This is a genomic window from Arthrobacter sp. PvP103, assembly GCF_017833075.1.
In the GTDB taxonomy this organism is placed as follows: Bacteria; Actinomycetota; Actinomycetes; order Actinomycetales; family Micrococcaceae; genus Arthrobacter.
The window spans coordinates 964,046-990,423 of sequence record NZ_JAFIBQ010000001.1 but is presented as its reverse complement, the minus strand read 5'-3'; the positions used below and the strand labels follow the sequence as shown (position 1 = coordinate 990,423).

The 26,378-nt window shown below is 66.0% G+C and carries 22 protein-coding genes; 19 read left to right on the top strand and 3 right to left on the bottom strand.

All coding sequences use genetic code 11. From position 1 onward, the window contains the following. Positions 1-36 precede the first annotated feature (36 nt). From alr to tsaD, 5 genes are read left to right on the top strand one after another with little or no spacing between them, the layout of a single operon-like run. Entirely contained in the window at positions 37-1,290 is a 1,254-nt protein-coding gene (gene alr / locus JOE41_RS04500; RefSeq protein ID WP_374068681.1) for an alanine racemase, read from the top strand. Then, a complete protein-coding gene (tsaE, locus tag JOE41_RS04495) occupies positions 1,287-1,874 on the top strand; it encodes a tRNA (adenosine(37)-N6)-threonylcarbamoyltransferase complex ATPase subunit type 1 TsaE (RefSeq protein WP_209751109.1) in 588 nt (195 codons plus the stop codon). Before alr ends, tsaE begins: the two co-directional genes overlap by 4 nt. Next, a complete protein-coding gene (gene tsaB / locus JOE41_RS04490; RefSeq protein ID WP_209751101.1) occupies positions 1,874-2,545 on the top strand; it encodes a tRNA (adenosine(37)-N6)-threonylcarbamoyltransferase complex dimerization subunit type 1 TsaB in 672 nt (223 codons plus the stop codon). Before tsaE ends, tsaB begins: the two co-directional genes overlap by 1 nt. Before the next feature lie 5 nt (positions 2,546-2,550). Beyond that, on the top strand, positions 2,551-3,096 hold the full coding sequence (gene rimI, locus JOE41_RS04485; protein ID WP_209753541.1) for a ribosomal protein S18-alanine N-acetyltransferase: 546 nt from the start codon (positions 2,551-2,553) through the stop codon (positions 3,094-3,096). Beyond that, entirely contained in the window at positions 3,093-4,163 is a 1,071-nt protein-coding gene (gene tsaD, locus JOE41_RS04480; RefSeq protein WP_209751099.1) for a tRNA (adenosine(37)-N6)-threonylcarbamoyltransferase complex transferase subunit TsaD, read from the top strand. Before rimI ends, tsaD begins: the two co-directional genes overlap by 4 nt. A gap of 46 nt (positions 4,164-4,209) precedes the next feature. Here tsaD and JOE41_RS04475 read toward each other — a convergent pair whose 3' ends face one another. Next, positions 4,210-5,361, bottom strand: a complete 1,152-nt coding sequence (locus tag JOE41_RS04475) for a glutamate--cysteine ligase (protein WP_209751097.1) — start codon at positions 5,359-5,361, stop codon at positions 4,210-4,212. A gap of 93 nt (positions 5,362-5,454) precedes the next feature. Between JOE41_RS04475 and JOE41_RS04470 the strand changes: the two genes are divergently transcribed. Further along, positions 5,455-7,245, top strand: a complete 1,791-nt coding sequence (locus tag JOE41_RS04470) for a glycoside hydrolase family 3 N-terminal domain-containing protein (RefSeq protein WP_307800660.1) — start codon at positions 5,455-5,457, stop codon at positions 7,243-7,245. Between the two features lie 58 nt (positions 7,246-7,303). Beyond that, on the top strand, positions 7,304-8,134 hold the full coding sequence (locus JOE41_RS04465; protein ID WP_011692727.1) for a shikimate 5-dehydrogenase: 831 nt from the start codon (positions 7,304-7,306) through the stop codon (positions 8,132-8,134). A 13-nt stretch (positions 8,135-8,147) separates the two neighbouring features. Here the strand turns inward: JOE41_RS04465 and JOE41_RS04460 are convergent, their stop codons facing one another. Next, entirely contained in the window at positions 8,148-9,392 is a 1,245-nt protein-coding gene (locus tag JOE41_RS04460; protein ID WP_209751095.1) for a class I SAM-dependent methyltransferase, read from the bottom strand. Between the two features lie 55 nt (positions 9,393-9,447). Between JOE41_RS04460 and JOE41_RS04455 the strand changes: the two genes are divergently transcribed. The 6 genes from JOE41_RS04455 (at position 9,448) to JOE41_RS04430 (ending at position 15,447) form a co-directional block, all read left to right on the top strand. Then, entirely contained in the window at positions 9,448-9,846 is a 399-nt protein-coding gene (locus tag JOE41_RS04455; RefSeq protein ID WP_209743202.1) for a hypothetical protein, read from the top strand. Between the two features lie 206 nt (positions 9,847-10,052). Beyond that, a complete protein-coding gene (gene groES, locus JOE41_RS04450; RefSeq protein WP_003805290.1) occupies positions 10,053-10,346 on the top strand; it encodes a co-chaperone GroES in 294 nt (97 codons plus the stop codon). 79 nt (positions 10,347-10,425) lie between these two features. Further along, entirely contained in the window at positions 10,426-12,036 is a 1,611-nt protein-coding gene (groL, locus tag JOE41_RS04445) for a chaperonin GroEL (RefSeq protein WP_011692725.1), read from the top strand. A gap of 216 nt (positions 12,037-12,252) precedes the next feature. Further along, entirely contained in the window at positions 12,253-13,890 is a 1,638-nt protein-coding gene (locus tag JOE41_RS04440) for a helix-turn-helix transcriptional regulator (RefSeq protein ID WP_209751092.1), read from the top strand. Positions 13,891-13,984: 94 nt separating this feature from the next. Further along, complete coding sequence (locus tag JOE41_RS04435; RefSeq protein ID WP_209751090.1) at positions 13,985-14,332, top strand: hypothetical protein; 348 nt, start codon at positions 13,985-13,987, stop codon at positions 14,330-14,332. Continuing rightward, positions 14,329-15,447, top strand: coding sequence for an NAD(P)/FAD-dependent oxidoreductase (locus JOE41_RS04430; protein WP_209751088.1), 1,119 nt, complete (start codon positions 14,329-14,331; stop codon positions 15,445-15,447). The genes JOE41_RS04435 and JOE41_RS04430 overlap by 4 nt, the downstream gene beginning before the upstream one ends. On the opposite strand, the gene JOE41_RS04425 is transcribed toward JOE41_RS04430, so the two are convergent. Beyond that, the gene (locus JOE41_RS04425) at positions 15,444-16,412 is read right to left on the bottom strand and encodes a DUF389 domain-containing protein (protein ID WP_209751086.1); all 969 of its coding nucleotides are present in this window, start codon (positions 16,410-16,412) and stop codon (positions 15,444-15,446) included. The two genes, JOE41_RS04430 and JOE41_RS04425, sit on opposite strands and share 4 nt — an antisense overlap. Before the next feature lie 216 nt (positions 16,413-16,628). On the opposite strand from JOE41_RS04425, the gene JOE41_RS04420 reads away from it, so the two are divergent. The 6 genes from JOE41_RS04420 to JOE41_RS04395 all read left to right on the top strand — a co-directional run bounded on the left by JOE41_RS04420 (position 16,629) and on the right by JOE41_RS04395 (position 26,299). Further along, positions 16,629-18,674, top strand: a complete 2,046-nt coding sequence (locus tag JOE41_RS04420) for an acyltransferase family protein (protein ID WP_209751084.1) — start codon at positions 16,629-16,631, stop codon at positions 18,672-18,674. Beyond that, entirely contained in the window at positions 18,671-20,728 is a 2,058-nt protein-coding gene (locus JOE41_RS04415; RefSeq protein WP_209751082.1) for an acyltransferase family protein, read from the top strand. The genes JOE41_RS04420 and JOE41_RS04415 overlap by 4 nt, the downstream gene beginning before the upstream one ends. Before the next feature lie 199 nt (positions 20,729-20,927). Next, positions 20,928-22,439, top strand: a complete 1,512-nt coding sequence (gene guaB, locus JOE41_RS04410; protein ID WP_011692718.1) for an IMP dehydrogenase — start codon at positions 20,928-20,930, stop codon at positions 22,437-22,439. Positions 22,440-22,541: 102 nt separating this feature from the next. Then, positions 22,542-23,894, top strand: a complete 1,353-nt coding sequence (locus JOE41_RS04405) for a hypothetical protein (RefSeq protein ID WP_209751080.1) — start codon at positions 22,542-22,544, stop codon at positions 23,892-23,894. A gap of 97 nt (positions 23,895-23,991) precedes the next feature. Continuing rightward, positions 23,992-24,399: a hypothetical protein gene (locus JOE41_RS04400; RefSeq protein ID WP_232223523.1), complete on the top strand. Its 408-nt coding sequence runs from the start codon at positions 23,992-23,994 to the stop codon at positions 24,397-24,399. A 40-nt stretch (positions 24,400-24,439) separates the two neighbouring features. Continuing rightward, positions 24,440-26,299 (top strand): ABC transporter ATP-binding protein, encoded by a 1,860-nt coding sequence (locus tag JOE41_RS04395; RefSeq protein ID WP_011692715.1) that lies wholly within the window; start codon positions 24,440-24,442, stop codon positions 26,297-26,299. The last annotated feature ends 79 nt before the right edge of the window (positions 26,300-26,378 follow it).

Genomic DNA, 26,378 nt, shown 5'->3' with positions numbered 1-26,378 from the left:
TAAGCCACCCGCCGCGCCGCCACTAGAATCACTAGGGTGACTTACCCAGCAGCAACCGGTGACTCCCGGCCCGTCCCGGACGCAACATCTGGCCCCGCCATTGAACGTTCCGCGAGCGGGCGTTCCGCTGGCGAACGTTCAGCAGTGATCGACCTCGACGCCATCCGGCACAACGTGCGCCATCTGGCCGCTGTTGCCTCGCCGGCGCAGGTCATGGCCGTGGTGAAAGCGGATGCCTACGGGCACGGTGCCGTTCCGGTGGCACGCGCTGCGCTGGAAGCCGGGGCGCGCTGGCTTGGCGTTGCACACATTTCAGAGGCTCTCGCCCTGCGGGCTGCGGGAATCGAGGCGCCGCTGCTCGCCTGGCTGCACACGCCGGACAGCAACTTCGGTGCCGCCGTCGCAGCCGGAATCGACATTGGCTGCTCCGGCTGGGAGCTGGAAAAGATCGTCCTGGCGGCCCGGGAACAGGAACGCCCCGCGCGCGTCCACCTGAAGGTGGACACCGGCCTGGGCCGGAACGGCGCCACGCTTGAAGCATGGGACAGCCTGGTGGGCGAAGCGATGGAATACCAGGACGAAGGCCTGCTCCGCGTGGTGGGCATTTTCTCCCACCTTGCCGTGGCGGATGAACCGCACCGTCCGGAAACGGACCTGCAGCTGCAGGCCTTCCGCGAAGTCCTGGCCATCGCGGAGGACGCCGGCGTGGATCCCGAAGTGCGGCATCTGGCCAACACCCCCGCCACGCTGTCCCGTCCGGACACGCACTTCGACCTGGTCCGCGTGGGACTCGGCATCTATGGGCTCTCGCCGTTCGAGGGCCAGTCGCCGGCCGAGCTGGGCCTTCGCCCGGCGATGACCGTCCGCACCAAGGTGTCCCACTGCAAGGACGTCCCCGCCGGCCAGGGCGTGTCCTACGGGCTCAACTACCGAACCGCCGGCGCCAGCACCCTGGGACTGATCCCGCTCGGTTATGCCGACGGGGTGCCCCGCGTGGCCACAGGCGGCCCCGTCCGGGTGGAGGGCCGTAACTACCCGGTGGTGGGCAGGATCGCGATGGACCAGATGGTGATCGACCTCGGACCCCGCGGGGTGTCGTCCGGCGGGGCCAGCGTGCTGGGTGCCGAGGCCGTCCTCTTCGGCGACGGAACGGACGGCGGCCCGACGGCGGACGACTGGGCCCGCGCGGCGGGCACCATCAACTACGAGATCGTGACGCGGATCAGCCCGCGGGTACCGAGGCGGTTTATGAACGAAAGCCACACGGACGGACCGGGTGAGGCGCAATGAGTGATCCGCAGTGGGAGCTGTCCCTGACGGTGCAGAGCGCCGAGGAAACCCATGCCCTTGGGGCCGCCCTTGGCGCCGTTCTTGACTCGGGCGACCTCGTCATCCTGACCGGAGAGCTCGGAGCCGGCAAGACCACCTTTACCCAGGGACTCGGCGAGGGCCTGGGGGTGCGGGCAGGCATTATTTCCCCCACGTTCGTCCTGGTCCGCATCCATCCCAACCTTCCGGACGGCCCGCGTCCCGGCGGCCCCGACCTGGTGCACGTGGATGCCTACCGGCTGGAGAGCGCGGCGGAGATCGATGACATCGACCTCGAAAACACCATGGACAGCACCGTCACGGTGGTGGAGTGGGGGCGCGGACGGGTGGAACACCTCAGCGATAGCGTGCTCGACGTCGAACTGCACCGTCCGCTGGGCTCCTCATCCGGCGCCGCGGGAGCCTCCGCGCCGGGCGCCGCTGACGGCGTGCTGGACTTCGATACGGACGACGACGACGAACCCCGCACGATTATGATCCGGGGCTACGGCCCGCGCTGGGCTGAGCAGCCCCTGCTGCCGGCCGCCCTGAAAGGGAATTCCTGATGCTCATCCTTGCCATCGACACCTCAGCCGTGGCCAGTGCGGCGCTGGTTTCGGACGATGCGCCGGAGGGCGTGCTGGCGAGTTTCTCCACCGAGGACACCCGCAGCCATGCCGAAGTGCTGGCCCCGGGCATCGACGCCCTGCTCGCCGATGCCGGGGTCACGGGGGCGGACATCGACGCGATCGTGACCGGTGTGGGCCCGGGGCCGTTCACCGGGCTGCGGTCCGGGATCGCCACGGCTCGGACCCTGTCCTACGTCTGGGGTAAACCGCTGTACGGCCTGATGAGCCTGGACGCCATGGCGCTGGAAGTGGCCGAATCGACTGCTGCCGTGCCGGAATTCCTGGTGGCAACGGATGCCCGGCGCAAAGAGGTCTATTGGGCGCGCTATTCACTCACCGACGGCCAGCTGCCCCTGCTCGTTGACGGACCGCACGTGGGCTTCGCGGCCGATCTTCCCGACCTCCCGGCCTACGGCGCCGGAGCGGGCATCTACGAGGACGTCCTGAAAGCCGATCCGGATTTCAGCGCCGAGCAGCCGGACGCCCTGTATCTTGGCCAGTTCGCCCTGGCGAGGCTGGCCGCGGGGGAGCAGCTGCTGGATTCCACGCCGCTGTACCTCCGCGAGTCCGATGCCCAGGTTCCCGGGCCCCGGAAGCGTGCGCTGTGACCGGGATGGCGGCCGGCGCCGCGCCGGCAGGGGTGACGCTGCGCAGCATGAACGGGACGGACATCCCCGCCGTGCACACCCTCGAATGCAGGCTGTTCCCGGTGGACGCGTGGCCGCTCCAGATGTTCCATGAAGAACTGGCCCAGACCGGGACCCGCCACTACGTTGTGGCCGAAGCTGCCGGTGAAATTGTGGGTTACGCCGGACTGATGTGCATCGAACCCATCGCGGATGTGCAGACCATCGCCGTGGTACCCGAGTGCGAAGGCAAGGGGATCGGCTCGGCCCTGCTGACCGAGCTCATCTCCGAAAGCCGGCGGCGCCGCGCGGCGGACGTGCTGCTGGAGGTCAGGGCGGACAACCCCCGGGCCCAGGACCTCTACCGCCGCTTCGGCTTCGAGCAGATCCATGTCCGGCCAAGGTATTACCGGGACGGCGTTGACGCCCTGATCATGCGGCTCCAGCTTCAGGATGCCAGCCCGCCACCCGGGCCCGCGGCCATCGATGCGACCCCAGACCAACCGCCGGCCACGGAGGCAGACGCACCATGAACCGAACACAGCCCCTAGTCCTGGGCATCGAGTCCTCCTGCGATGAGACAGGTGTGGGAATCGTGCGAGGAACTGCGCTGCTCAGCAACACTGTGTCATCCTCCATGGAAGAGCATGTCCGCTTCGGCGGAGTCATCCCCGAGATCGCCTCCCGTGCACACCTGGACGCCTTCGTGCCCACCCTCCAGGAAGCCCTCGCGGACGCGGGAGTCCAGCTTGACGACGTGGACGCGATCGCCGTCACTTCCGGTCCCGGGCTGGCCGGGGCGCTGATGGTGGGCGTGTGCGCCGCCAAGGCGCTCGCGGTGGCCACGGGCAAACCGCTATATGCCATCAACCACCTGGTGGCCCACGTCGGCGTCGGCCTGCTGCAGGAGGAGAACACCCTGCCTGAACACCTGGGCGCCCTGCTGGTTTCCGGCGGCCACACCGAGATCCTCCGGATCAGGAGCATCACCGACGACGTCGAGCTGCTGGGCTCCACGATTGACGACGCTGCCGGGGAAGCCTACGACAAAGTGGCGCGGCTCCTGGGGCTCGGCTACCCGGGCGGCCCGGCCATCGACAAACTAGCCCGGACAGGCAACGCCAAGGCCATCCGGTTCCCGCGCGGACTGACGCAGCCCAAGTACATGGGCGCCGCGGACGAACCCGGCCCGCACCGCTACGACTGGTCCTTCAGCGGATTGAAGACCGCCGTCGCCCGTTGCGTGGAGCAGTTCGAAGCCCGGGGCGACGAAGTGCCGGTCGCGGACATCGCGGCCGCCTTCCAGGAAGCCGTTGTGGACGTCATCACGTCCAAGGCGGTGCTCGCCTGCACGGAAAACGGCATCACCGAGCTCCTGCTGGGCGGCGGGGTAGCCGCGAACTCGCGGCTGCGCCAGCTCACCGAACAGCGGTGCAGGGCGGCCGGAATCCGGCTGACTGTTCCGCCGCTTGAGCTGTGCACAGACAACGGTGCCATGGTGGCCGCCCTCGGTGCCCAGCTGGTCATGGCCGGCATCGAGCCCAGCGGCATCAGCTTCGCCCCGGATTCGTCCATGCCGGTCACGACGGTTTCGGCGTAGCCCGCACAGCGCCGCGGCGCCCGGCCCGGCGCTGCAGCCAAGGAGTTCAGGCGGTGGGGCCGTTCCGCATCTGCTTGACGAGGTCCAGCACCACGGCCCGGAGGTCTCCGCCGTGTTCCGCGGCCACGCGGCGCTGCCGCTGGTATCCGGCACCGCGGCTGATGATCTTTTCGACGTCGGCAAGCTCGTCGGAGCAGCCGAGCTTCGCGGCCACGGGCTCGAGCCGGTTCAGGGTTTCCAGCAGGTGGTCGGTGACCAGCTGCTCGTTGCCCTCGGCATCGAGGATGATGATCGCCTCGAGGCCGTACCGGGCGGCACGCCATTTGTTCTCCTGGACGTGCCAGGGAGGCATGGTGGGAATGGTACCGCCGTTGTCCAGGATGGTGGAGAACTCGTCCACCAGGCACTGGGTCAGGGCCGCGATCGCACCGACCTCTTCCAGCGTGGCCAGGCCGTCGCAAATGCGCATCTCGATGGTGCCCAGGTTGGGGACCGGGCGGATATCCCAGCGGATCTCCGAGATTGTGTCGATCACTCCGGTGGTAAACATGTCCTGGACGTAGGACTCGTACTCCGCCCAGGTAGAGAACTGGAACGGCAGCCCGGCGGTCGGCAGTTGCTGGAACATCAGCGCGCGCTGGGAAGCGTAGCCGGTGTCCTCGCCGCCCCAGAACGGACTCGACGCGGAGAGCGCCTGGAAGTGCGGGAAGTAGTTCACCAGGCCGTCCAGCACCGGCAGGACTTTGTCGCGGCTGTCCAGGCCCACATGGACGTGGACTCCGTAGATCACCATCTGGCGGCCCCACCACTGGGTGCGGTCGATGAGCTTGGCGTAGCGGGCCTTGTCCGTGACCGGCTGCAGCTGGGGAGGGCTGAAAGGATGGCTTCCGGCGCAGAAGACCTCAACACCCATGGGGTCTGTGACCTCCCGCACTGCGGCAAGGGAACTGCTGAGATCGGCCTTGGCCTGCGCCACCGTTTCGCAGATGCCGGTGACAAGCTCCACTGTGTTCAGCAGGAGTTCCTGCTTGATGTGGGGGTGTTCGTCGTCCTCGTTGAGTTCGGGATGGTTGGCCGCGACGCCGCGCAGCACTTCATTGGCCACGGACGCCAGTTCGCCGGTTTGCGCATTGACCAGCGCCAGCTCCCATTCCACACCAAGAGTTGATTGCCTGGATGAAGCGAAATCAATCTTCATGTGGTCCCTTCACTGTTCCGCCGTCCGTTGCCGAAGCCGCCTACGGGCGGGCAACGGGTGGTTCAAGTCTAGTGCAGGGGTAGCATCGAGTTGATGGCTTGGTTTCGAGGACGCAGTGACAGTTCCCACAAAAAGACGCCCCACAAAAAGACGCCGCACAAAAAGACGCCGCACACAAAGACTTTCCACAAGTCAGCGCCGGCCCTCGCGATGACGGCGGCCATGCTCGCGACCGCAGCCTGCACCGGTGTGCCTTCTCCGTCCACCTCGGGAACGCCGTCGGGAACGTCCCCCGGCACGGCATCACCGTCCGGCGGAGCCGTGCGGTCCGAACCCGGTGCTTCGGGAGCCCCGCGATCCTCCGGGCCTCCCACCCCGGCACCTGGGGAGCGCCAGCTGGGCTGGGGGCCGCAGCAGCAGGATGAAGACTCGGCCCGCGCCGCTGTCGCAGCAATGAGCCTTGAACAGAAGGCCGGGCAGGTGATGATGCCGTTCTTTACCGGAACGGATTTTGCTTCGCACGCGGCAACCATGGAACGGCTGCACCTGGGCGGCGCGATCATCATGGGTGACAACGTGCCCCTCTCCGCCGACGGAACCGTGGACACCGCCGCCATGGCGGCAGGCATCAGCCGCCTCCGGAACGCGGCCAAGGCGGACGGACGCACCTGGCCTGCACTGGTCGGGGTGGACCAGGAGGGCGGGGTCGTGGCGAGGCTGCGCGCTCCGTTGACGGAATGGCCGGCACCCATGAGCTTCGGCGCCGCAGGGAACGTCGGGCTGGCAACCGACGCCGGCAAGGCGCTCGCGGCGGAGCTGGCCGGGCTGGGCTTCACTGCGGATTTCGCGCCGGACACGGATGTCACAGCGGGGCCGCAGGATCCGACGATCGGCGCCAGGGCCATGTCCGGCGACCCGGACGCGGCAGCAAGCCTGGGCGTCGGCTTTGCGCAGGGAATGCTGGCGGCCGGGATCCTGCCTTCCGCCAAGCACTTCCCGGGGCACGGCTCCGTTGCCGTCGACTCGCACGAGAACCTGCCGGTGCAGAAAGCAACGGTGGCGCAGCTCCGCGCGAAGGACTGGAAACCTTTCCAAGCCGCCATCGATGCCGGGCTGCCCATGATCATGACCGGCCACATCTCCGTGCCGGCCCTGGAACCGGGGGTTCCGGCGTCGTTGTCCAAACAGAGCTACGCCACCCTCCGCGGCATGGGTTTCAAGGGCGTTGCCGTGACCGACGCACTCAACATGGGTGCCATCACGAAGCAATACCCCGGGGAGTCCGCCGCACCGCTGGCCCTGGCAGCGGGGGCGGATCTGCTGCTCATGCCCGGGGACGTGGCCGCCGCCCACGCGGCAGTGGTCAGCGCCGTCAAGACCGGCGCGCTCCCGGCGTCGCGCCTCAACGACGCGGCACAGCGGGTGGTGACCATGATGATTTGGCGCGCACGGACCCCTGCTCCACAGGGTGCAGCCCCGGGAAGCGGCTCTGCCCTCTCCGAACGTATTTCCGCGGCCGCGGTGACCGTCGTGGCCGGACCGTGCCACGGGCCGGTGGTGCCCGGCAGCGTCCGCGTTGCCGGCGGCAGTGAACAGGACCGTGCCCGGTTTGCCCGGGCTGCCAGGGCTGCCGGCATTACCCTCGGCGCCGGGCCGCTCGTGACGCTGATCGGCTATGAAGGGCCGCCCGCCACGGGCGACGTCGTGGTGGCCCTTGATGCGCCGTGGCCGCTGGCCGGCTCGACGGCACCCGCCAAGGTGGCCCTCTACGGGCGGAGCCAGGAGGCCTTCAACGCCCTGGTTGCCGTTCTGGCGGGCAAGGCGCCGGCACCCGGAAAGCTGCCTGCCGCCGTCGGCCCCCACGCCCCCGGAAGCGGGTGCTGACGCCCCTGCCGTGTGGCGTAACAGTGCTGCCCGGGCTCCGGGGGCGTTTAATGGACGAGTGCCAATTCTGAATAAAGACATGACCCTGTGCATCTCGCTCTCGGCCCGGCCGAGCAACAACGGGACCCGCTTCCACAACCATCTTTACGAGCAGCTGGGCCTGAACTGGATCTACAAGGCTTTCGCGCCAACGGACCTGGCCCAAGCCATCGCCGGCGTCAGGGGCCTGGGCATCCGGGGCTGCGCTGTGTCCATGCCGTACAAGGAAGACGTCATCGCGCTGGTCGACGTCATGGACCCCTCCGCCAAGGCCATCGATTCCGTCAACACGATCGTGAATGACGGAGGCCGGCTCACGGCGTACAACACCGACTACACGGCCATCGAGCAGCTGCTGCAGCGTAACGCCGTCCCCACCAACTATTCAGTGCTGCTCAAGGGTTCCGGGGGCATGGCCAAAGCCACCGCCGCCGCCCTCCGTGACGCAGGCTTCACGGACGTCACCATCGTGGCCCGGAACGAGGCATCCGGTAAGCCGCTGGCGGACCTCTACGGATTCAAGTGGAGGCCCGAGCTCCCGGCGGCGGACGCCGGCGGCACGGCGGACATGATCATCAACGTCACGCCCGTCGGCATGGCGGGAGGGCCGGATGCTGACTCGCTGTCCTTCCCGCAGGAGGCCGTGGACGCCGCGAAGGTGGTGTTCGACGTCGTTGCTCTGCCCGCCGAGACGCCGCTCATCAAGGCGGCCCGCGCCGCCGGCAAGACCGTGATCACCGGAGCGGAAGTGGCCACCATCCAGGCCCTGGAGCAGTTTGTGCTGTACACCGGTGTCCGGCCCACGGACGAGCAGGTCCGGGCGGCGGAAGAGTTCATGCGGGCCCAGTAGCTTTGGGCCGCAGCTAGACCCGGGGCTGCACAGGCTCCACCGAGATGGCCACCCGGTCCTCGCCGATCCTGGTGAGGACCAGGGTGGCTGTCTTTTTGCCCTTCGAACCCTTGCCGCCGTTTTTTCCTCCGGCAAAGAGCTGCTTGCGGAGTTCTTCCGGGGTGACGGACGTGCCGCGCTTCTTGATGTCCAGCACGCCGATGTTGTTCTGCTTCACCCAGGCCTTGAGGGCCTTGACGTTGAACGGCATGACCTCAAGGACCTTATAGGCCCTGGCAAACGGGGTGTCCACGAGCTCGGGGGCACAGATGTAGGCAATGTGCTCATCCAGGAGGTGGCCGCCCAGCCGGGCAGCGACATCCGCCACGAGCCCGGCCCGGATGACGGCTCCGTCCGGTTCGTACAGGTATCCCTCCACAGGACCCACGGGCGCCACCGGGCCGCCGTCGAACTCTTCCGCGCTGGTGATTTCCGCCGCGCCCTGCGGGCCCAGCAGCAGCGCCGCCCGCCGGATGCCGGGCCGGCTGACCGCGTTGAACCACAGCGTCACTTCGGTGACGTCGCCGCCCACGGACACCCACTGCGCTTCGCAGCCGGCGGGGACGGAATCATGCGGGATGCCGGGACCCATCTTTACGCCCACGGCCCGCCCGGACTCAGCGAGGGACTCCACGAAGGACAGCGGCGGGGAGAATTCCTCCGGATCCCAGATCCGCCGCGTGCCGGACGTCGAGGTGGTGCGGCGGGCCGGATCCAGCCAGACGCCGCCCACGCCCTCGAGCGGGACGGAGGTCGCATCGGAGTGGACCACGCTGGCGTGCGGGAAAGGAATCAGGTTCATGGTGGCGCAGGCAGCGGTGGTCTCATCCATTTCCACGGCGGTAACCCTGATGTCCATGGAGGCCAGGGCCATCGAATCGGCACCCAGCCCGCAGCCGAGATCGGCCACATGCTCGATCCCGGCGGACGCGAACCGTTCTGCGTGCCGGGCGGCGACGTTGAGGCGGGTTGCCTGCTCCAGCCCGGCGGGCGTGAAGATCATCTGCCGGGCGAATTCGCCGAATTTGGCCTCGGCCTTGGTCCGCAGCCTGGACTGGGTGAGGACGGCGGACACCAGTGCGGGGGAGTGGCCGGCCTTCCGGAGCGACTCGTTGAGCCGGAACGCGTGGTCCTCCCGGTAGGGCCCCAGCGACGCCAGCAGCTCCCAGCCTTCGCTGGTCAGGAGCGGGGCGATCAGGTCCTGCAATGCGTCAGCCATGTCATCAAGCCTAATCGAGGAGCCCTGCACCCGCGGTGCGGCTAGGGTTGAAGGCATGGAAGACAGCGCAGTGCAGCAGCCACCCGTCGATGACCAGGGCAATGACCGCCCGCAGCACACCGGACTTGCCAAATATGCCCGGACTGCGCTGATCGCCGGTTCCGCCATCGCCGTGGTCTGCCTGGCACTTCTGGTCATCATCTTCTTCCTGGATTCCTTCAACGCAACGGTGTACTCGGTGGGCGGCAAGAACATCCAGGACGCCACCGACGAGGCTCGGGAAATCCGCGAGTCCTATGCGGCAGTCCGAACGGGCGGCCTCGTGTTCCTCATTGCCTCTGTGGTTACGGCGCTCGCCGCCGCCGTCGTGCTTTACCGGAACCGCAACGTTACGAACGACGACGACACGGACGACGGTGACGACGTCGATTTTGAGGACCTGGCAGGGCGCTAGCCGTTCACCGGGGACGAAATTCTGGCACTCGCCTTGACCGAGTGCTAACCACTTACATAGAGTCATCATTAGCACTCTCCCTAGGAGGGTGCTAACACATGAAGAACTGCCAGCCACGCTGCTGCCGGCACCGCGACGACGGTTTGTATGCTCAGGCGCAACAGTTTTCCAGTCCATAAATTTGCTGACGTAAAGGAGAGGTCCGAGTGTCGGTCTCTATTAAGCCTCTTGAGGATCGTATTGTTGTCCGCCCGCTCGAAGCAGAGCAGACCACGGCTTCCGGCCTGGTTATCCCGGACTCCGCGCAGGAGAAGCCGCAGGAAGGTGAAGTTGTTGCAGTCGGCCCCGGCCGCTTTGAAGATGGCAACCGCGTTCCGGTCGACGTAGCCGTTGGCGACGTCGTTATCTACTCCAAGTACGGCGGAACCGAAGTCAAGACCGGCGGCACCGAGTACCTCGTGCTGTCCGCCCGCGACGTTCTGGCGATCGTCGTAAAGTAACTCTTGGACCCCCGCGCAGCCGTTTCGTCGTTAGCGATGAATCTGCTGCGCGGGGTTTCTGTCTTGAAAGGACAAAACCATGGCAAAGCAGCTTGCGTTTAACGACGCTGCCCGCCGGTCGCTTGAAGCCGGCATCGATAAGCTCGCCAACACTGTCAAGGTGACGCTTGGCCCGCGCGGCCGCAACGTCGTGCTGGACAAGAAGTGGGGCGCTCCCACCATTACGAACGACGGCGTGACCATCGCCCGCGAAGTCGAACTGGATGACCCGTTCGAGAACCTCGGCGCGCAGCTGGCCAAGGAAGTCGCCACCAAGACCAACGATGTTGCCGGCGACGGCACCACCACCGCCACCGTGCTGGCACAGGCACTGGTCAAGGAAGGCCTGCGCAACGTGGCGGCTGGCGCCGCCCCGGGCCAGATCAAGCGCGGCATCGAGGTTTCCGTCGAAGCCGTCGCAGCACGCCTGCTGGAGAACGCCCGCCCGGTCGAAGGCTCCCAGGTTGCGAACGTTGCAGCCATCTCCGCCCAGAGCGACGAGATCGGCGAGCTCCTGGCCGAGGCTTTCGGCAAGGTCGGCAAGGATGGTGTGATCACCATCGAGGAGTCCTCCACCACGCAGACCGAGCTCGTCCTCACCGAGGGCATGCAGTTCGACAAGGGCTACCTTTCCCCGTACTTCGTCACCGACGCGGAACGCCAGGAGGCAGTCCTCGAAGACGCCCTTATCCTGATCAACCAGGGCAAGATCTCCTCGGTGCAGGAATTCCTGCCCCTCCTGGAGAAGGCGCTGCAGAGCTCCAAGCCGCTGTTCATCATTGCCGAGGACGTCGAGGGCGAGGCCCTGTCCACGCTCATCGTCAACCGCATCCGCGGCACCCTGAACGTCGTTGCCGTCAAGGCTCCGGGCTTCGGTGACCGCCGCAAGGCCATGCTGCAGGACATCGCCACCCTCACCGGTGCGCAGGTTGTCTCCCCGGAACTGGGCCTCAGCCTTGATTCCGTTGGCCTCGAGGTGCTGGGCACGGCCCGCCGCATCACGGTGACCAAGGACAACACCACCATTGTTGACGGCGCCGGCACGGCCGAGGACGTAGCGGCACGCGTTGCCCAGCTGCGCGCCGAGCTGACCCGCACCGACTCCGACTGGGACAAGGAAAAGCTCCAGGAGCGCCTAGCCAAGCTGGCCGGCGGCATCGGTGTGATCAAGGTTGGCGCAGCCACCGAGGTGGAGCTGAAGGAAAAGAAGCACCGCATCGAGGACGCAGTCTCCTCCACCCGCGCTGCCCTCGAAGAAGGCATCGTTGCCGGTGGCGGTTCGGCCCTCATCCACGCCCTGAAGGCGCTGGACGAGGACCCTGCAGTCACCGCACTCGAAGGCGATGCAGCCTCGGCTGTGGGCATCGTTCGCCGGGCACTCGTCCAGCCGCTGCGCTGGATCGCCCAGAACGCCGGTTTCGACGGCTACGTCGTTGCCGCAAAGGTTGCCGAGTCGGCTGTCAACCAGGGCTTCAACGCCAAGAGCGGCGATTACGAAGACCTGATCGCTGCAGGCGTCATCGACCCCGTGAAGGTGACGCGCGCAGCCCTCCGCAACGCCGCTTCCATCGCAGCGCTGGTTCTCACCACAGAGACCCTCGTTGTCGAGAAGCCGGCCGACGAGGACGAGCACGCTGGCCACAAGCACTAGCTCGCAGCCAACGCCCTAAAGGCCGGCCCGGCCGGACGGTTTCCAGAAACCGCCCGCGCCGGGCCGGCTTTTTGGTGCCCTTTTGCATCCCGCTCCCTGGCCCTTCGCCGGTGCTTGTGCCCCCGGCGACACCCGGCGTACCGTGGCGCTTAGAGCAACCGCGGGCGCTTAGGGACGGGCCCGGCCACAGGGCCGCCGGATCCGCGGGGAGGCATCATGGCAACGTCTGAAGCCGGTCTTGACCGGGGCCGCTCCGCCTTCGAAGGGCATCGCTGGACCGAGGCCGTCGAACAGTTCCTTGACGCCGACCGGCGTGGCGGGCTCACCGCGCCCGATCTCGAACGCCTGGCCACAGTGGAAATCCTGACGGGCAAGACTGACACGGGAATCGACAACCTCACCCGCGCGCACGAGGAGTACCTCGTCGTCGGCGACGTGCCCGGTGCGGCGCGCTGCGCCGGATGGATCGGCATGCATCTGATGAACACGGGCCAGATGGCCCGCAGCACCGGCTGGTTTGCACGCGCCGGACGGCTGGTGGCTGAACTGAACGAGCCCTGCGTGGTGGAGGGCCTGCTGCTGCTTCCGACGGCTCTGGGCATGCTATACGGCGGCGACCCTGACGGTGCCAACCGGGTCTTCGCGGACGCCCTGGCCGTCGGGGAACGGTTCCAGGACCGGGACCTCATCTCCCTCTCCTTACTGGGCAGGGGGCAGGCCAGCCTGATGCTCGGTGACATCAGCAGCGGCGTTCGGCTCTTTGACGAGGTGATGGTGGCAGTGATCGCGGGGGAGGTTTCGCCGGTGCCCTCGGGCATCATCTACTGCGCCGTCATCGGCAACTGCCACCTGGCCTTCGACCTGCGCCGCGCCCTGGAGTGGACGACTGCGCTGGACCGCTGGTGCGCGGGACGGCCGGACATGGTCCTGTTCAGCGGCCAGTGCCAGGCCCACCGCGCCGAACTGTACCGGCTGCACGGGGCCTGGGATGACGCCATCAGCGCGGCCAAGGACGCGCAGCGCCTGGCTGCGGCAGGGGACTATCATGCGCTCTACGGCGGCCTCTACCAGGAGGGCGAAGTAGAGCGCCTGAGGGGGGACTTCGCTGCGGCGGAGGAATGCTACCGTCACGCCGGACGCAGTGGTTACGAGCCCCAGCCAGGACTTGCCCTGCTGAAGCTGGCCCTTGGCGATATCCCTGCCGCGCGCGCCCTCATCCGGAGGGCGGCCGATTCCGCCGACCTCGCCACCCGCCGCCACCTGCTGCCGGCGCTTGTGGAAATAGAGCTGGCCGCGGGGGACACCGCCGCGGCCAGGCGGTCCGCGGACGAGCTGGCCGCCGTTGCGCAGGACTGCGCGATGCCGATGGTGCAGGCTGCCTCCTGCCAGGCCGGGGGCGCCGTCCTCCTCGCCGAAGGAGAGCCCGCCCGGGCGCAGCCGGTCCTGCGACGCGCGTGGATGCTCTGGCGGGAACTGGGCGTTCCGTTCGAGGCAGCACGCTGCCGAACCCTTGTGGGCCGGGCCTGCCGTGCATCCGGCGACGAGGATGCGGCGGAGATGGACTTCGAGGCGGCGCGGGCCGAGTTCCTCGCCCTCGGCGCAGCCCCGGCGGCTGTCTGGACCTCACTCGAACACACGCCGGTGCAGGAGAAGGACGCCGGACCCCTCACGCCGCGCGAGATCGAAGTGCTCCGGCTCGTTGCGGCGGGAAAGGCCAACCGTGTGATCGCCGGTGAGCTTTACCTGAGTGAAAAGACTGTTGCCCGGCATATCAGCAACATCTTCCTCAAACTTGGACTCCGGTCCAGGGTAGCCGCCACCAGGTACGCCTTCGAGCACGGGCTCGCCGGGTAGGTATCAGGCTGCATACAACTACCCACCCGTGGCCCGGGCAAAATGCATAATTCTGCCGACGCGGACCGTGCGGATGCCGACCTAGTGTCGAACTATGAACCTTCCCGTCCTGGCCGGTACGTGCTCCACCGTACTGTTCGCCCTTGGCATGCTGCCGATGCTTCTCAAAGCGGCGCGGACCAAGGATCTGGCGTCCTATAGCCTCAGCAGCCTGGTCCTGAGCAATGTGGCCAACGCTGTCCACTCCGTGTACGTCTTCCACCTGCCGGCCGGTCCGATCTGGCTGCTCCATGTGGTGTACGTTCTGGCGTCCGCGCTGATGCTCGTGTGGTGGCTGCGCTACAGGAGCGAATCGCACGGTCGGGATGCAGGGCGGCCGGGAACCAGCCGGGACGGTTCATCCAATCAATCCGCAGCGGCTGAACAGGAGGCAGCGCAATGAACAACATACGAGAAGAAGGCGTGTCCGGTGACATGCTTGACACGCTGGTGATCGGAGGGGGACAGGCCGGCCTGGCCATCGGCCACTACCTCAAGCGCCAAGGCCGGAGATTCCTGATCCTGGACGCGAATCCGAGGATCGGAGATGCCTGGCGGCAGCGGTGGGACACGCTGAGGCTGTTCACTCCGGCAAAGTACGACGGCCTGCCCGGCATGCGTTTTCCGGGGGACGGGTTGTCCTTCCCGACCAAGGACGAGCTGGCGGACTACCTGGAAGCCTACGCCGCCACTTTTGCGCTCCCGGTCCGCACCGGCACCCGGGTGGAGAAGTTGTGGCGCGAGCAAGGACGGTACGTTGCCGTTTCGGACGGAAAGCGATGGGAAGCAGGCAACGTCGTTGTGGCGACCGGTTGCACGCAGGCGCCCAGGCTGCCGGACTTTGCGACAGACCTCGCGCCGTCGACCGTGCAGCTCCACTCCAGCGAATACCGGAACCCGGACCAGCTCCGGGCCGGCCGTGTCCTGGTGGTGGGGCTGGGCAACTCGGGAGCGGAAATTGCCCTTGAAGTGAGCCGGACGCACCACACAGTGGTAGCAGGCAAGCCGGGCGGCGAGCTGCCAGTGCGGCACGGAAGGGCCGCGGCCCGCTTCGTCCTGCCCGTGGTGCGGTTCGTGGGGCTCCACGTGCTGACACTTGACTCGCCAATTGGCCGTAAAGCCGCACCGCTAAAACTAGGGCACGCGGACCCGCTGATCAGGACCAAAAGCAAGGACCTCGCTGCCGCCGGCGTCGAACGTGTGCCGCGGGTGACCGGCGTGCAGGATGGCCTGCCTGTGGTGGCGGGAAGACCCCTCGATGACGTGTCCAACGTGATCTGGTGCACCGGCTACCGGGAGTCATTCGACTGGATCGCAATGCCAGTGTTCGACGGCGACGGACGGCCAAGGCAGCACCGCGGCGTGGCGCTCGACAAGCCCGGGCTGTTCTTCCTGGGAGAGGAATTCATGTACTCAGCGGCTTCGGCCACCCTTCCCGGTGTATGCAGGGACGCCCGATACGTGGCCGGGAAGATCCCGGCCGTGGTGTCGCCGGTGAAAGCGGTGGCGCGGGGCTAGCTCCGGGCGCGCAAGGCCTGTCGCCTCAGCCGCCGGGCCATGCCCTCCGGCAGTCGCTTGGTGATGATCCGGTAGAAAATGAGGACCGCAACCGCAGAAACCACGATACCCAGGAGGTTCAGCAGCAGCTGAAGCGCAGACCCCGCGGCTTTCTGGTACTCGCCCAGGACCAGCGCGACGGCGACGAACCCTGCGGCGGGAACGGTGGTCACCGAAATGAAGACCCCGATCAGGGCCGCAGAGCGCCGGCTGATCACGGAGAGCATCCCGGCCGTACCGGCCAGCACCGCAACGATCAGCGAGTAAGGCCCCGGATGGTAAATGAATTCCACGGCTGACCCGGTGTCGAGGGTGTCGGCAGGGAAGAGCCCCAACGGAACTGACAACCAGGCCGTCAAGGCTGCCAGGAGCATTGCTATGGGAAAGCCGACACCCAGAGCCAGCGCGGCGCTGCGTCCCAGCTTCCATTTGCGCTGCGCGAGCGCAACAGCCAGGGCAGCCAGCGGCCCGAACTCCGGCCCGACGGCCATGGCCCCGACGATGGCGATGGTTGAATCCGTGACGATCCCGATCGCGGCCAGTTGCGTGGCCAGGACGAGGAAGGCCAGATAGCTCCAGGTGAGCCGCGAATCCTCGCCTGTCTGGCGCGTCACCTCGTCCCAGATCATGGCGTCGGCCCCGTCGCCGGGCGCCGCTGCTTCAGCCCGGTCGGCACGCCGGGAGAGCATGAGCTCCGGCATTGAAATGGCGATGGAGCCGACCTCCTGGACGTTCAGGGCATGCAGCTTTTCCAGCAGCTCCTCGACTGATTCCCTGGCCACGTGGACCACCACCACATCCCCGGGCGGCTGGATGGACGCTCCCTTATGCACGGCCACTTCAGCCGCGCCGGTTTGCTGTGTGCAGCTTTCCACCACCAGGTCGGAGAGCTCCGCGGGTATGCATATCCGTACCTGAACGATCACTATGGCCACTCCTCCGTGTTTTCCGGTTCCGCGATCCGGCGTCGGCACCAGCCTAGTTTCCCGGCCGGCCCGTAACCGCCGCCTTCCTCTGGAAACTCCCAGCTTGCGGTGCCTTAATGGGAGGCGGGGGTCCTTCCCGAATGCGCCGGCGATTGGCGATGAAAATTACGATTCGGTAACATGGATGCTTTGGTTGTCCGCCTGAGGGGTTTTTCTATGTCTGTAGCGAGAGCCCTGGCCTCGCCGCGCCGCAGCGGCACCGGTGTCGAGGCGGGCCGAAAATCGAAGTTCCGGCCGGAAATCCAAGGTTTGCGGTCCTTGGCCGTGCTGATGGTGGTGACCTACCACGTCTGGTTCGGACGGGTCTCCGGCGGAGTGGACGTATTCCTCCTTATTTCGGCCTTCCTGATGACCCTGCAGTTCGTCGGCCGGTATGAGCAGCGCCGGCCGATGGCTCTATTCAAACATTGGCTTCACTTGTTCCGGCGCCTCCTGCCGGCAGCCGTCACAGTTATCATCGCTGTCCTCGCGGCGAGCTCACTATTTCTGCCGCGCACACGCTGGCTCAGCATCATTTCCGAAGGCTGGGCGTCACTTTTCTACGTCGAAAACCGGCTACTGCAGTCACAGGCCACTGACTACTATGCGACGGACCACAGCGGCGCCAGCCCTTTCCAGCATTTCTGGTCGCTCTCGATCCAGGGGCAAGTCTTCATCCTTTGGCCCTTGATTTTTGCCGGCGCAGCCCTCCTTGCGAAGCGGTACCGGCTGCACTACCGCATCCTGCTGTGCTACGTCTTTGTTGGCGTCTTCTTGGCGTCGCTGGCATACTCCATCTTCTTTACCGCCACAAACCAGGCCGAGGCCTATTTCGATACCGGCGCGCGGCTCTGGGAATTCGCCCTCGGCACACTCGTGGCTCTGATTCTCCCCGGTTTTCGGGTTCCGCGGACCGGCCGGATAATACTTGGCTGGCTCGGTGTAGTGGCTATGCTCAGCTGTGGAATCCTGCTGAATGTTCAGGCTGCCTTCCCCGGCGTTGCCGCGCTGTGGCCCACACTTGCAGCCGCCTGCGTCATCGCTGCCGGCCAGACGGGGAGCCGATTCGGCGTGGACAGGATCCTCAGCGCCGGGCCGCTGGTCCGGTTGGGGGACAACTCCTACGCCCTGTACTTATGGCATTGGCCGATCCTTGTCATTGCCCTCGCGGCGACGGGACGGGATCACGCCGGTCCACTCTCCGGGATGGTCATCATCCTCGTCTCGATGACGCTGGCTTACCTCACCACCCGTTTCATTGAGAAACCATGGCGCGAATGGCAATGGCCGGAGGTCAACCGCCGGCGTGCCGTCGTCTCGATCGCCCTCGTTCTCACGCTTGCTGCGGGTTCGCTGGGGGGAGCGCGATATGCAATCCAGTTGCAGGCGGACGCCGCACTTGCCCAGGCTGAACACAATAATCCGGGCGCCAGGAGCCTGATGCCCGGATATTCGGGGACCGCGGCCGCAGATGCAGTCCTCCTGCCGGACCTGGCCGATGTGGGCAGCGACTGGGCGGATTTCCCCGGCGGCTGCGAAGGCTTCCATGACCCGAACGGCATCCGTTGCAGTAACGGCGACGTGGAGTCGCCCAAGAAGACAATCGTGGTGTGGGGAAGTTCGCACGCCGGCGTATGGGCGACCCCGGTCATGGAACTGGCCAAACGCTACAACTGGTCTGTGGTGACGTTCGTCAAGGCGCTGTGCCCGGTCACCCAAGGGGCTGATCCCGCCATCCCGGAGGATTGCGTGGATTTCAATAAAGCGGTCTCAGCCGAAATTGCCAAGATCCAACCCGATCTGATTTTCACCACCAGTACAAGAGTCAGCCACGGTGAGCCCCGGACCGAATTCATGGATCCAGGCTGGGCCGGGATGCTGGAAGCCGCTGCTGGTCCCAACATTCCCGTCGTATCCGTCCGCGACACGCCACGGTTTACCGGCTCGGTTCCCGAATGCCTGACCCAGCACGGCGACGACGAAGCCGCCTGCGCGATGCCGCGGACGGAAGCCTACCCCGGCGAGTCTCCGGCCAACGCCTACCCGAGCGTGAAGAATCTGGACTTTTCGGACTACTTCTGCCCGATGGACACGTGTCCGGCAGTGATCGGAAACATCATTGCCTACCTGGACGATAATCACCCGACCGCCACCTACATGAAGACCCTCACACCGATATTCGAGGAACGTTTCATGGCGGTGACGGGCTGGAAGGAACAATGACGAGCCACGCACTGAGGGGATCCACGCACACCAGCCCGAACAAGGCGGCCAGGAAGGGGTACCGCCCCGAGGTCCAAGGCCTCCGGGCACTCGCAGTACTGATGGTGGTCACGTACCACGTCTGGCTGGGCCGGGTATCCGGCGGCGTGGACATCTTCCTGCTCATCTCCGCGTTCCTGCTCACCCTCTCCTTGGTGCGGAAAGTGGAAAGCGGCAGCCCGCTCAAGCTGGTAAGCCACTGGCTGCACCTGTTCAAGCGGCTGCTGCCTGCCGCCGTCGTCGTTATCCTGGGTGTGCTGGCCGGCACCTGGGCACTTCTTCCGCAAAGCCGCTGGCCGGATGTCCTGGACCAGGCGTGGGCCGCACTGCTCTACCGGCAGAACTGGCTGCTTGCGGACTCGGCCGTTGACTACTACGCGCAGGACCACTCCGGCGCGAGCCCGCTGCAGCATTTCTGGTCACTGTCCATCCAGGGGCAGGTCTTTATCCTGTGGCCCCTGGTGTTTGCGGGAATCGCCCTGCTGCACCGGGTCCTGCGCCGGCCCGGGATCAGTTACCGCATGCTTTTGGCTGTGGCCTTCGGCGTGATTTTTGCGGCGTCGCTGGCCTTTTCCATTGACCAGACGGCCACCAACCAGGCCTACGCCTACTTTGATACCAGGACCAGGCTGTGGGAGTTTGCATTGGGCTCCCTGCTGGCTCTCGCACTTCCTTACCTGAAGCCGGGAAAGGTCCTTCGGATCATCCTGGGCTGGGCGGGCGTGGTGGCCATGGTGTCCTGCGGCCTGCTGCTGACAGTAGACCGGTCCTTCCCGGGTTTCGTGGCGCTCTGGCCCACGCTGTCGGCGGCGGCAATCATTGTGGCCGGCCAGAGCGGCAGCCGCTTTGGTGCCGACCGCCTCCTGAGCTGGAAACCCCTCGTGTCACTCGGTGACAACTCCTACGCGCTGTACTTGTGGCACTGGCCGCTGCTGGTCCTGGCCCTCGCGGGCACGGGTGTTGTCTCGCCGAACCTCGTCCAGGGCCTTGCCATCGTGGCAGCCTCCGTGGCGATGGCAGTCCTCACCACCCGGTTCGTGGAAAAACCGCTGCGCGAATGGCACTGGCCGCAACGGCGGATCTGGCGGAACGCCGTCGTAATCGTGGCGTGCGGAGCCCTGCTCGCGGGCCCGGTGTCACTGTGGCAGACCAAACTGACGGCCGAGGAAGCAGCCGCCGCGGCGCAGCCCAGGGAACTGACGCCGGGTGCCGCCGCACTGACTCCCGAAAACGCGGGAAAGCCGACGCCGGAAGCCAGGATCATTCCGGCGCCGGCTGCCATGAAGAACGAGTGGGCGGATATCGACGGCCTCTGCACCGACGGCAATGTGCCCAGTGACCCGCTGCTCTCGGGCTGTCTGCAGAACAGCAAGCCGGACGTTGTCACCAAGCGGATCGTGGTGCTGGGCGACTCGCACGCGCAGCAGTACATGGCCGCGCTGGGTCCGATCGCCAAGGAGCACGGCTGGGAGGTGGTCACGCTCCTCAAGGGCAGCTGCCGCTTCGGCGCGGAGTCGGCCGAGCGTGATGCTGAGTGCAATGCCTTCAATAAGGCCAGCGCTGCATATGTGCTTGAGCACAAGCCGGACGCCGTGTTCACCGTTGCATCCCTGACGCATGTCGAAGCGCCGTTCGAAACGGAAGTGCCTGGTTACCTGGAGGGCATCAAGCCGTTCACGGACGCCGGGATGGACGTCGTGGGCGTCCGCGACAATCCGCGGTTTGGGTTCAACATGCCGGAGTGCGTGCAAAAGAGGGGGGCCGCCGCGGAGGAGTGCAATCCGCCGCTCGGTGAAGCGCTCGCCGACTCGTCACCGCTGGGCCAGTACCGCGGCAAGGTGGCCGGCCTCCACCTGATGGACATGAGCGACTTTATCTGCGCCGACGGAATCTGCCCGGCAGTGGTGGGCAACATCTACGTCTACAAGGACGACAACCACCTGACGAAAACGTATGTGCAGAGCATGATTCCCATGTTCGAACAGCGGCTGCTGGCCGCCACCGGCTGGACCTGAGCCGGCGTGACCTGCGGGCACGTGCGGTTGCTCACATTACCGCCGCGGAATATGGGGATCGCCGCAGAGGTTCTAGAATTTATTCAACACTTCCGCACCAAGGCACCACCATCTGCACAGGCCAGTCCCGTAATGACGGGCTGGTCATCAGCTGCAACCCCTACCCGTGAACCCCGGAATTAAGGTAAGAGGCGCACTCATGACCCAGCCCGAACACAACCCGTTCGGCTTTATCGGCCTGACCTACGACGACGTCCTGCTCCTGCCCGGGCACACCGACGTCATCCCGTCAGAAGCAGACACGTCCTCACGTATCTCCAAGCGCATCACCGTCCAGACGCCGCTGTTGTCAGCTGCCATGGACACCGTCACCGAGTCCCGCATGGCTATCGCCATGGCCCGCCAGGGCGGCCTGGGCGTGGTCCACCGCAACCTGTCCATCCAGGACCAGGCCGACCAGGTGGACCGTGTGAAGCGCAGCGAATCCGGGATGATCACCAACCCGCTGACCATCGGGCCGGAAGCTACCCTGGCTGAACTGGACGAGATCTGCTCGCACTACCGCGTGTCCGGCCTGCCGGTGGTGGACGAGGGCATGCGGCTCCTCGGTATTGTCACCAACCGCGACACCCGCTTCGTGCCGGAAGCGGATTTCCCCATCCGCCTTGTCAGCGACGTTATGACCAAGATGCCCCTGGTCACCGGGCATGTGGGCATCAGCCGCGAGGAAGCGTCGCACAAGCTCGCCACCAACAAGATCGAAAAGCTTCCGCTGGTTGACGACCAGGGCCGGCTCAAGGGCCTCATCACCACCAAGGACTTCACGAAGGCCGAGCAATACCCGCTTGCCACCAAGGACGACGAAGGCCGGCTGCGCGTCGGGGCCGCCATCGGATTCTTCGGTGACGGCTGGGAGCGTGCCATGACCCTCGTTGACGCCGGTGTGGACGCTTTGTTCGTTGACACCGCCAACGGACACTCCCAGGGTGTGCTGGACATGATCCGCCGGCTGAAGTCCGATCCCGTGGCCGCGCATGTGGACATCATCGGCGGGCAGGCTGCCACCCGCGAAGGCGCCCAGGCGCTCATCGACGCCGGCGCCGACGGCATCAAGGTGGGCGTTGGACCGGGCTCCATTTGCACCACGCGTGTTGTGGCCGGCGTCGGAGTTCCGCAGATCACCGCCATTTACGAGTCCGCGAAGGCGGCCATCCCGGCCGGCGTCCCGCTGATTGCCGACGGCGGCCTGCAGTACTCGGGCGACATCGGCAAGGCGCTGGTTGCCGGCGCCGACACCGTGATGCTCGGTTCGCTGCTGGCCGGTTGTGACGAATCACCGGGCGAGCTCATCTTCGTGAACGGCAAGCAGTTCAAGAGCTACCGCGGCATGGGTTCCCTTGGGGCCATGCAGACCCGCGGAAAGAACACGTCCTACTCCAAGGACCGCTACTTCCAGGCCGACGTCTCCGGCGACGACAAGCTGATTCCGGAAGGCATCGAAGGCCGCGTGGCCTACCGCGGCCCGCTGGCGTCCGTTGCGTACCAGCTGGTGGGCGGCCTCCGCCAGACCATGTTCTACACCGGTGCTCCCACGGTTGCCGAGCTGAAGGCACGGGGCAAGTTCGTCCGCATCACGCCGGCCGGCCTGAAGGAATCCCACCCGCACGACATCCAGATGACGGTGGAAGCCCCGAACTACGGCTCACGCTAAGTCCGCCGGTCCGAAGGGGATGGGGAGTCTTCCCCATCCCCTTCGGGCTGCCGAGTCTGTATATTCGATGGAGTAAATACTTCACCGGCCTTGGGGGATGGTTTGGCAGGCGGATTCCACGGGGCCGATGTGGCGCAGCTGAGGCAGCTCGCCGCCACGATGCGGTCGGCCGGTCGAATGCTGGACGGGCAGCGGCTTTCCTTCAATGCCGGCGTGGCCGGAACCCCGTGGCCCGGCCCTGATGCAGAGAGGTTCCGCCAGGACTGGAGAGGAACCCATAGCCGCTCGATGAGGGCAGCAGCCCTTTTCCTTGACCAGGCCGCGGACACGCTGCTGCACCAGGCAAACGAGCAGGAATCGGCTAGCTCGGCCGCCGGAGGTGCGGCTGTGTCCGGGCCGTCCGGCGGCAGCTCCGGAACGCCCGGCCCGGGGAATATCGCCGGCAAGTCCGCCCCCGAGGTCCGGGACTGGTGGCTGAGCCTCACCGACGCCCAGCATCACGACTTCATCCGGGACCACCCGGACCTGGCAGGGAACACGAACGGCATACCGTTCAATGTGCGGGTCGAGGCCAACCGACTGAACGCCCAGGAACGGATTGCCTGGCTCCAAACAAAGGATCCGGAACCGGAATTCAACCCCTGGAACATGGATTCGACCTATCCGGTGCGTTTCGCCGCCGAGCACGAGGCCTGGCGGGAACGGCAGTCCGGACTGGCGTATCTCCAGCGGGCGGTCGACGGGAAAATCCAGCTCGCCGCCTATGATCCCGGTGAACAGTCCATCGTGGAACTCATCGGCAGCTATGACGGGCACACGACGTCGATGATCACGTATGTTCCCGGCACCACCACCAACGAAGCGTCGTTCTATGGCGGCGGCCCGCAACAGCTGGCCAACCGCTTGGTTGAGGCGGACAAGTCGGGCGGGACCGCGGCGTTTGTGTACAAGGGATCGGAGTTTCCCGACGGTGGCTTTGTTGAGGCATTCCTGGTGGAGGCCAAGAGCGATGAGTTCGTGGCCGATTCGGCTCCAGTCCTGCGGGCCTTCCAGGCCGCTGTCGACCTTGAGTTGCCGTCCGGGGCCCAGTCGGTGGGCATGGGCCACAGCTGGGGACTTCGGAACCTCACCGGGGCGGAGATCGAAGGAGCCCACTTTGACAAGCTCGTAGCCCTGTCCGGCGCTGCCATGCCTCCTGGCTGGGAGCCTGACCCCGGCACCGACTATTCCAGTTTCACCTACCCCGATATCCTGCTGACCGCCGAAGCAAACGGGCTTGTAGGGGAGAATTACCCGATGAAGGAGCCCGCCTTTGAAAAGCACGTTTATGAGCCGCCGGGGGGCTTCGAATGGACACAGGCCTACAGCATCGACAACCACAGCCTCATCGCCACCACGGATCCCTGGAATGAAAAGGCCATCAACGACGTCCGTACGGAACTCCGTGATCGGTAGGGCCGGACACGGGTGGACAACCGCCTGGCGGGTAGCCGGGGCAATAGCACTCACTGCAATGGTGGCCTCATGCGGGCAGGCCGGAAACGGAAAAGACATGGACATCAGCCTCGAATCAGCCAAATCCAAGGTCATGTCGATGGAAAAGGAAATCGTGGCGCTGCTGCCCGAAGACGCGGTCGTGTCAACGTGGGCAAACGACACCTCAAGCCTGCTGCGTTGCGACGGCGAGCGGAAGAAATGGGCCGGTGATGCCGAAGCCGAATTGATGCCGGGAGTGGACCGCGACGGGTTCCTGGATGAGGTGGCCGCTGCAGTGTCCGGCCGGGCAGGGTGGAAGGTTTCAGAAGACAAGACCCTCAACGGGGATCGGTCGCTCGATCTCCTGCACGAGGACGGCACCCACCTGTTGGTCTCTTTCGAGGAGCCACCGGAAACGCTTCGGATTGCGGGCTACAGTGCATGCTTTGATCTCCCTGAATACCAGTACGGTGAGAAGTACTGACCCTGCCGCCAGGCCGGTTCCGCAGCACTAGGCTGGATGCATGTCCCAACCACGCCATCCCGCCGAACTGAACCCAAAAAGGGACCCTCAGCGGCGGCTTGCCGTGCGGCCGTACGCGCGGGCTGTGGCGCAGGTTCTGCGGGTCAGCTTCCGGGCCTCTCCTGCCGCCGTCGTGATGAAGGTGGTCGGCTCGCTGATCTCGGCGCTGCTGCCCCTGGTCACCACCTACTTTGCCGCCCTGACCACCACGGCCTTGGCGGCCGCGTACGCCGGCGACGCCGCCGAGGGCCAGCGGGCGATCGTCTACGTCATCATCACCGCCGCGCTGGGTCTGTTCTGGGGTGCCTTCAGCAGTGTGGACCGCTACATCCAGCAGCTCATGAGCTTCAGGGTGGGGGCCATCGTGGGGGACCTCATGTACGAGCGGTTCCTGGCCCTCGATTTCTGGCGCTATGACGACAAGGAGACGGTGGACCTGTACGACCGCGCCAAGCGGTTCTCCGATTCCTATGCCCGGGTCCTGGACCGGATCGCCGCGATCTTTACCCAGCTGGTCTCCGTGATCCTGGCCGTGGGAGCCCTTCTGCTTGTGAGCTGGTGGATCGCCGTGATCGTCCTGGTGGCCATCGTTCCCAGCGTGTACCTGCAATTCAAGCTGTCCCGGGAACAGATCGCCCACTGGAATACGCAGGTGGATTCCCGCCGGCAACGCCGGATGATCGAAACCAACCTGCTGCGGCCGCAGCACATTGCCGAGATGCGGCTGTACGGAATCGTCGGCTACCTCATGGGGTTGCGCTCCCGGCTCCGGGACGCCGACGAGAAGCGGCGGCTTGATTTCCAGAAGCGCTACATTCCCAAGCAGCTGGCAGCGGACGCCCTGCAGTACGGCGCCGAGGTTGTTTCGCTGATCTGGGTGGTGGGCCAGATCATCGCCCGTGCCCAGCCGGTGGGCCAGTTCCTGTACGTCCAGCAGATCGTCAGCCGGGCGCTGTCCACGGCCAACAACCTCGTCTCTTCGCTCAGCTCCATCGACGAGGACCTGGCGAACCTTAAGGACTACGAGCTATTCATGGCGCTGCCCGTGCACTCCGAGCACGCTCCGCCGCTCCTGCAGGCTCCGAAGACCGTGGAGTTGAGGGACATCCGGTTCACGTACACGGGCAGCGACATCGAGGTTATCCGCGGCATCACCATGACCATCCGCGAGGGCCAGCACATCGCCATCGTGGGGGAGAACGGCGCCGGGAAGTCCACCCTGATCCGGATTCTCGCCGGCCTCTACCGCCCCGATTCGGGGCAGGTGATGCTCGACGGCGTCGACCTCGCCGCCGTCGACGTCAAGTCCTGGCACCGCCATCTGGCGGTGCTGAGCCAAGAATTCCTCAAATATGAGTTCGCCACGGCAGCGGAGAATATTCTCTTTGGCGACGTCGATTCGCCGCGGGACGATGAGCGGATCCGGCGTGCGGCCTCCGATGCCGAGGCCCTCGAATTCATCAACAAACTGCCCAACGGCCTGGACAACCACGTCAGCAACTGGATGGAAGACCCGCGCGGGCGCAAGGGCAGCGGACTGAGCGGCGGCCAGTGGCAGCGGCTCGCCATGGCACGGAATTTCTACCGGAACGCCTCTTTCATGGTGATGGACGAGCCGACGTCGGCGATCGACGCGCTCGCCGAACACCGGATCTTCACCCGCCTCTTCGCCGACCGAAGCAGCACCATCATCGCCATCAGCCACCGGCTCGCAACGATCGAGAAGGCGGACATCGTTTACATGCTGGAAGACGGCAGGGTCGTGGAACAGGGAACCCACCGCGAACTGGTGGCTCTCCGTGGCCGGTACTTCAGGATGTTCGAATCGCAGCTCACGGTGGACGAGGCCGAGGGGATCTGACCTTTCCGCCGGGGCGTAGTCGGCGGTGTTCGAGCTTTGTCCAAGGACCGGACCGCCGGCCGCGCAGGAGCGCGCGGCC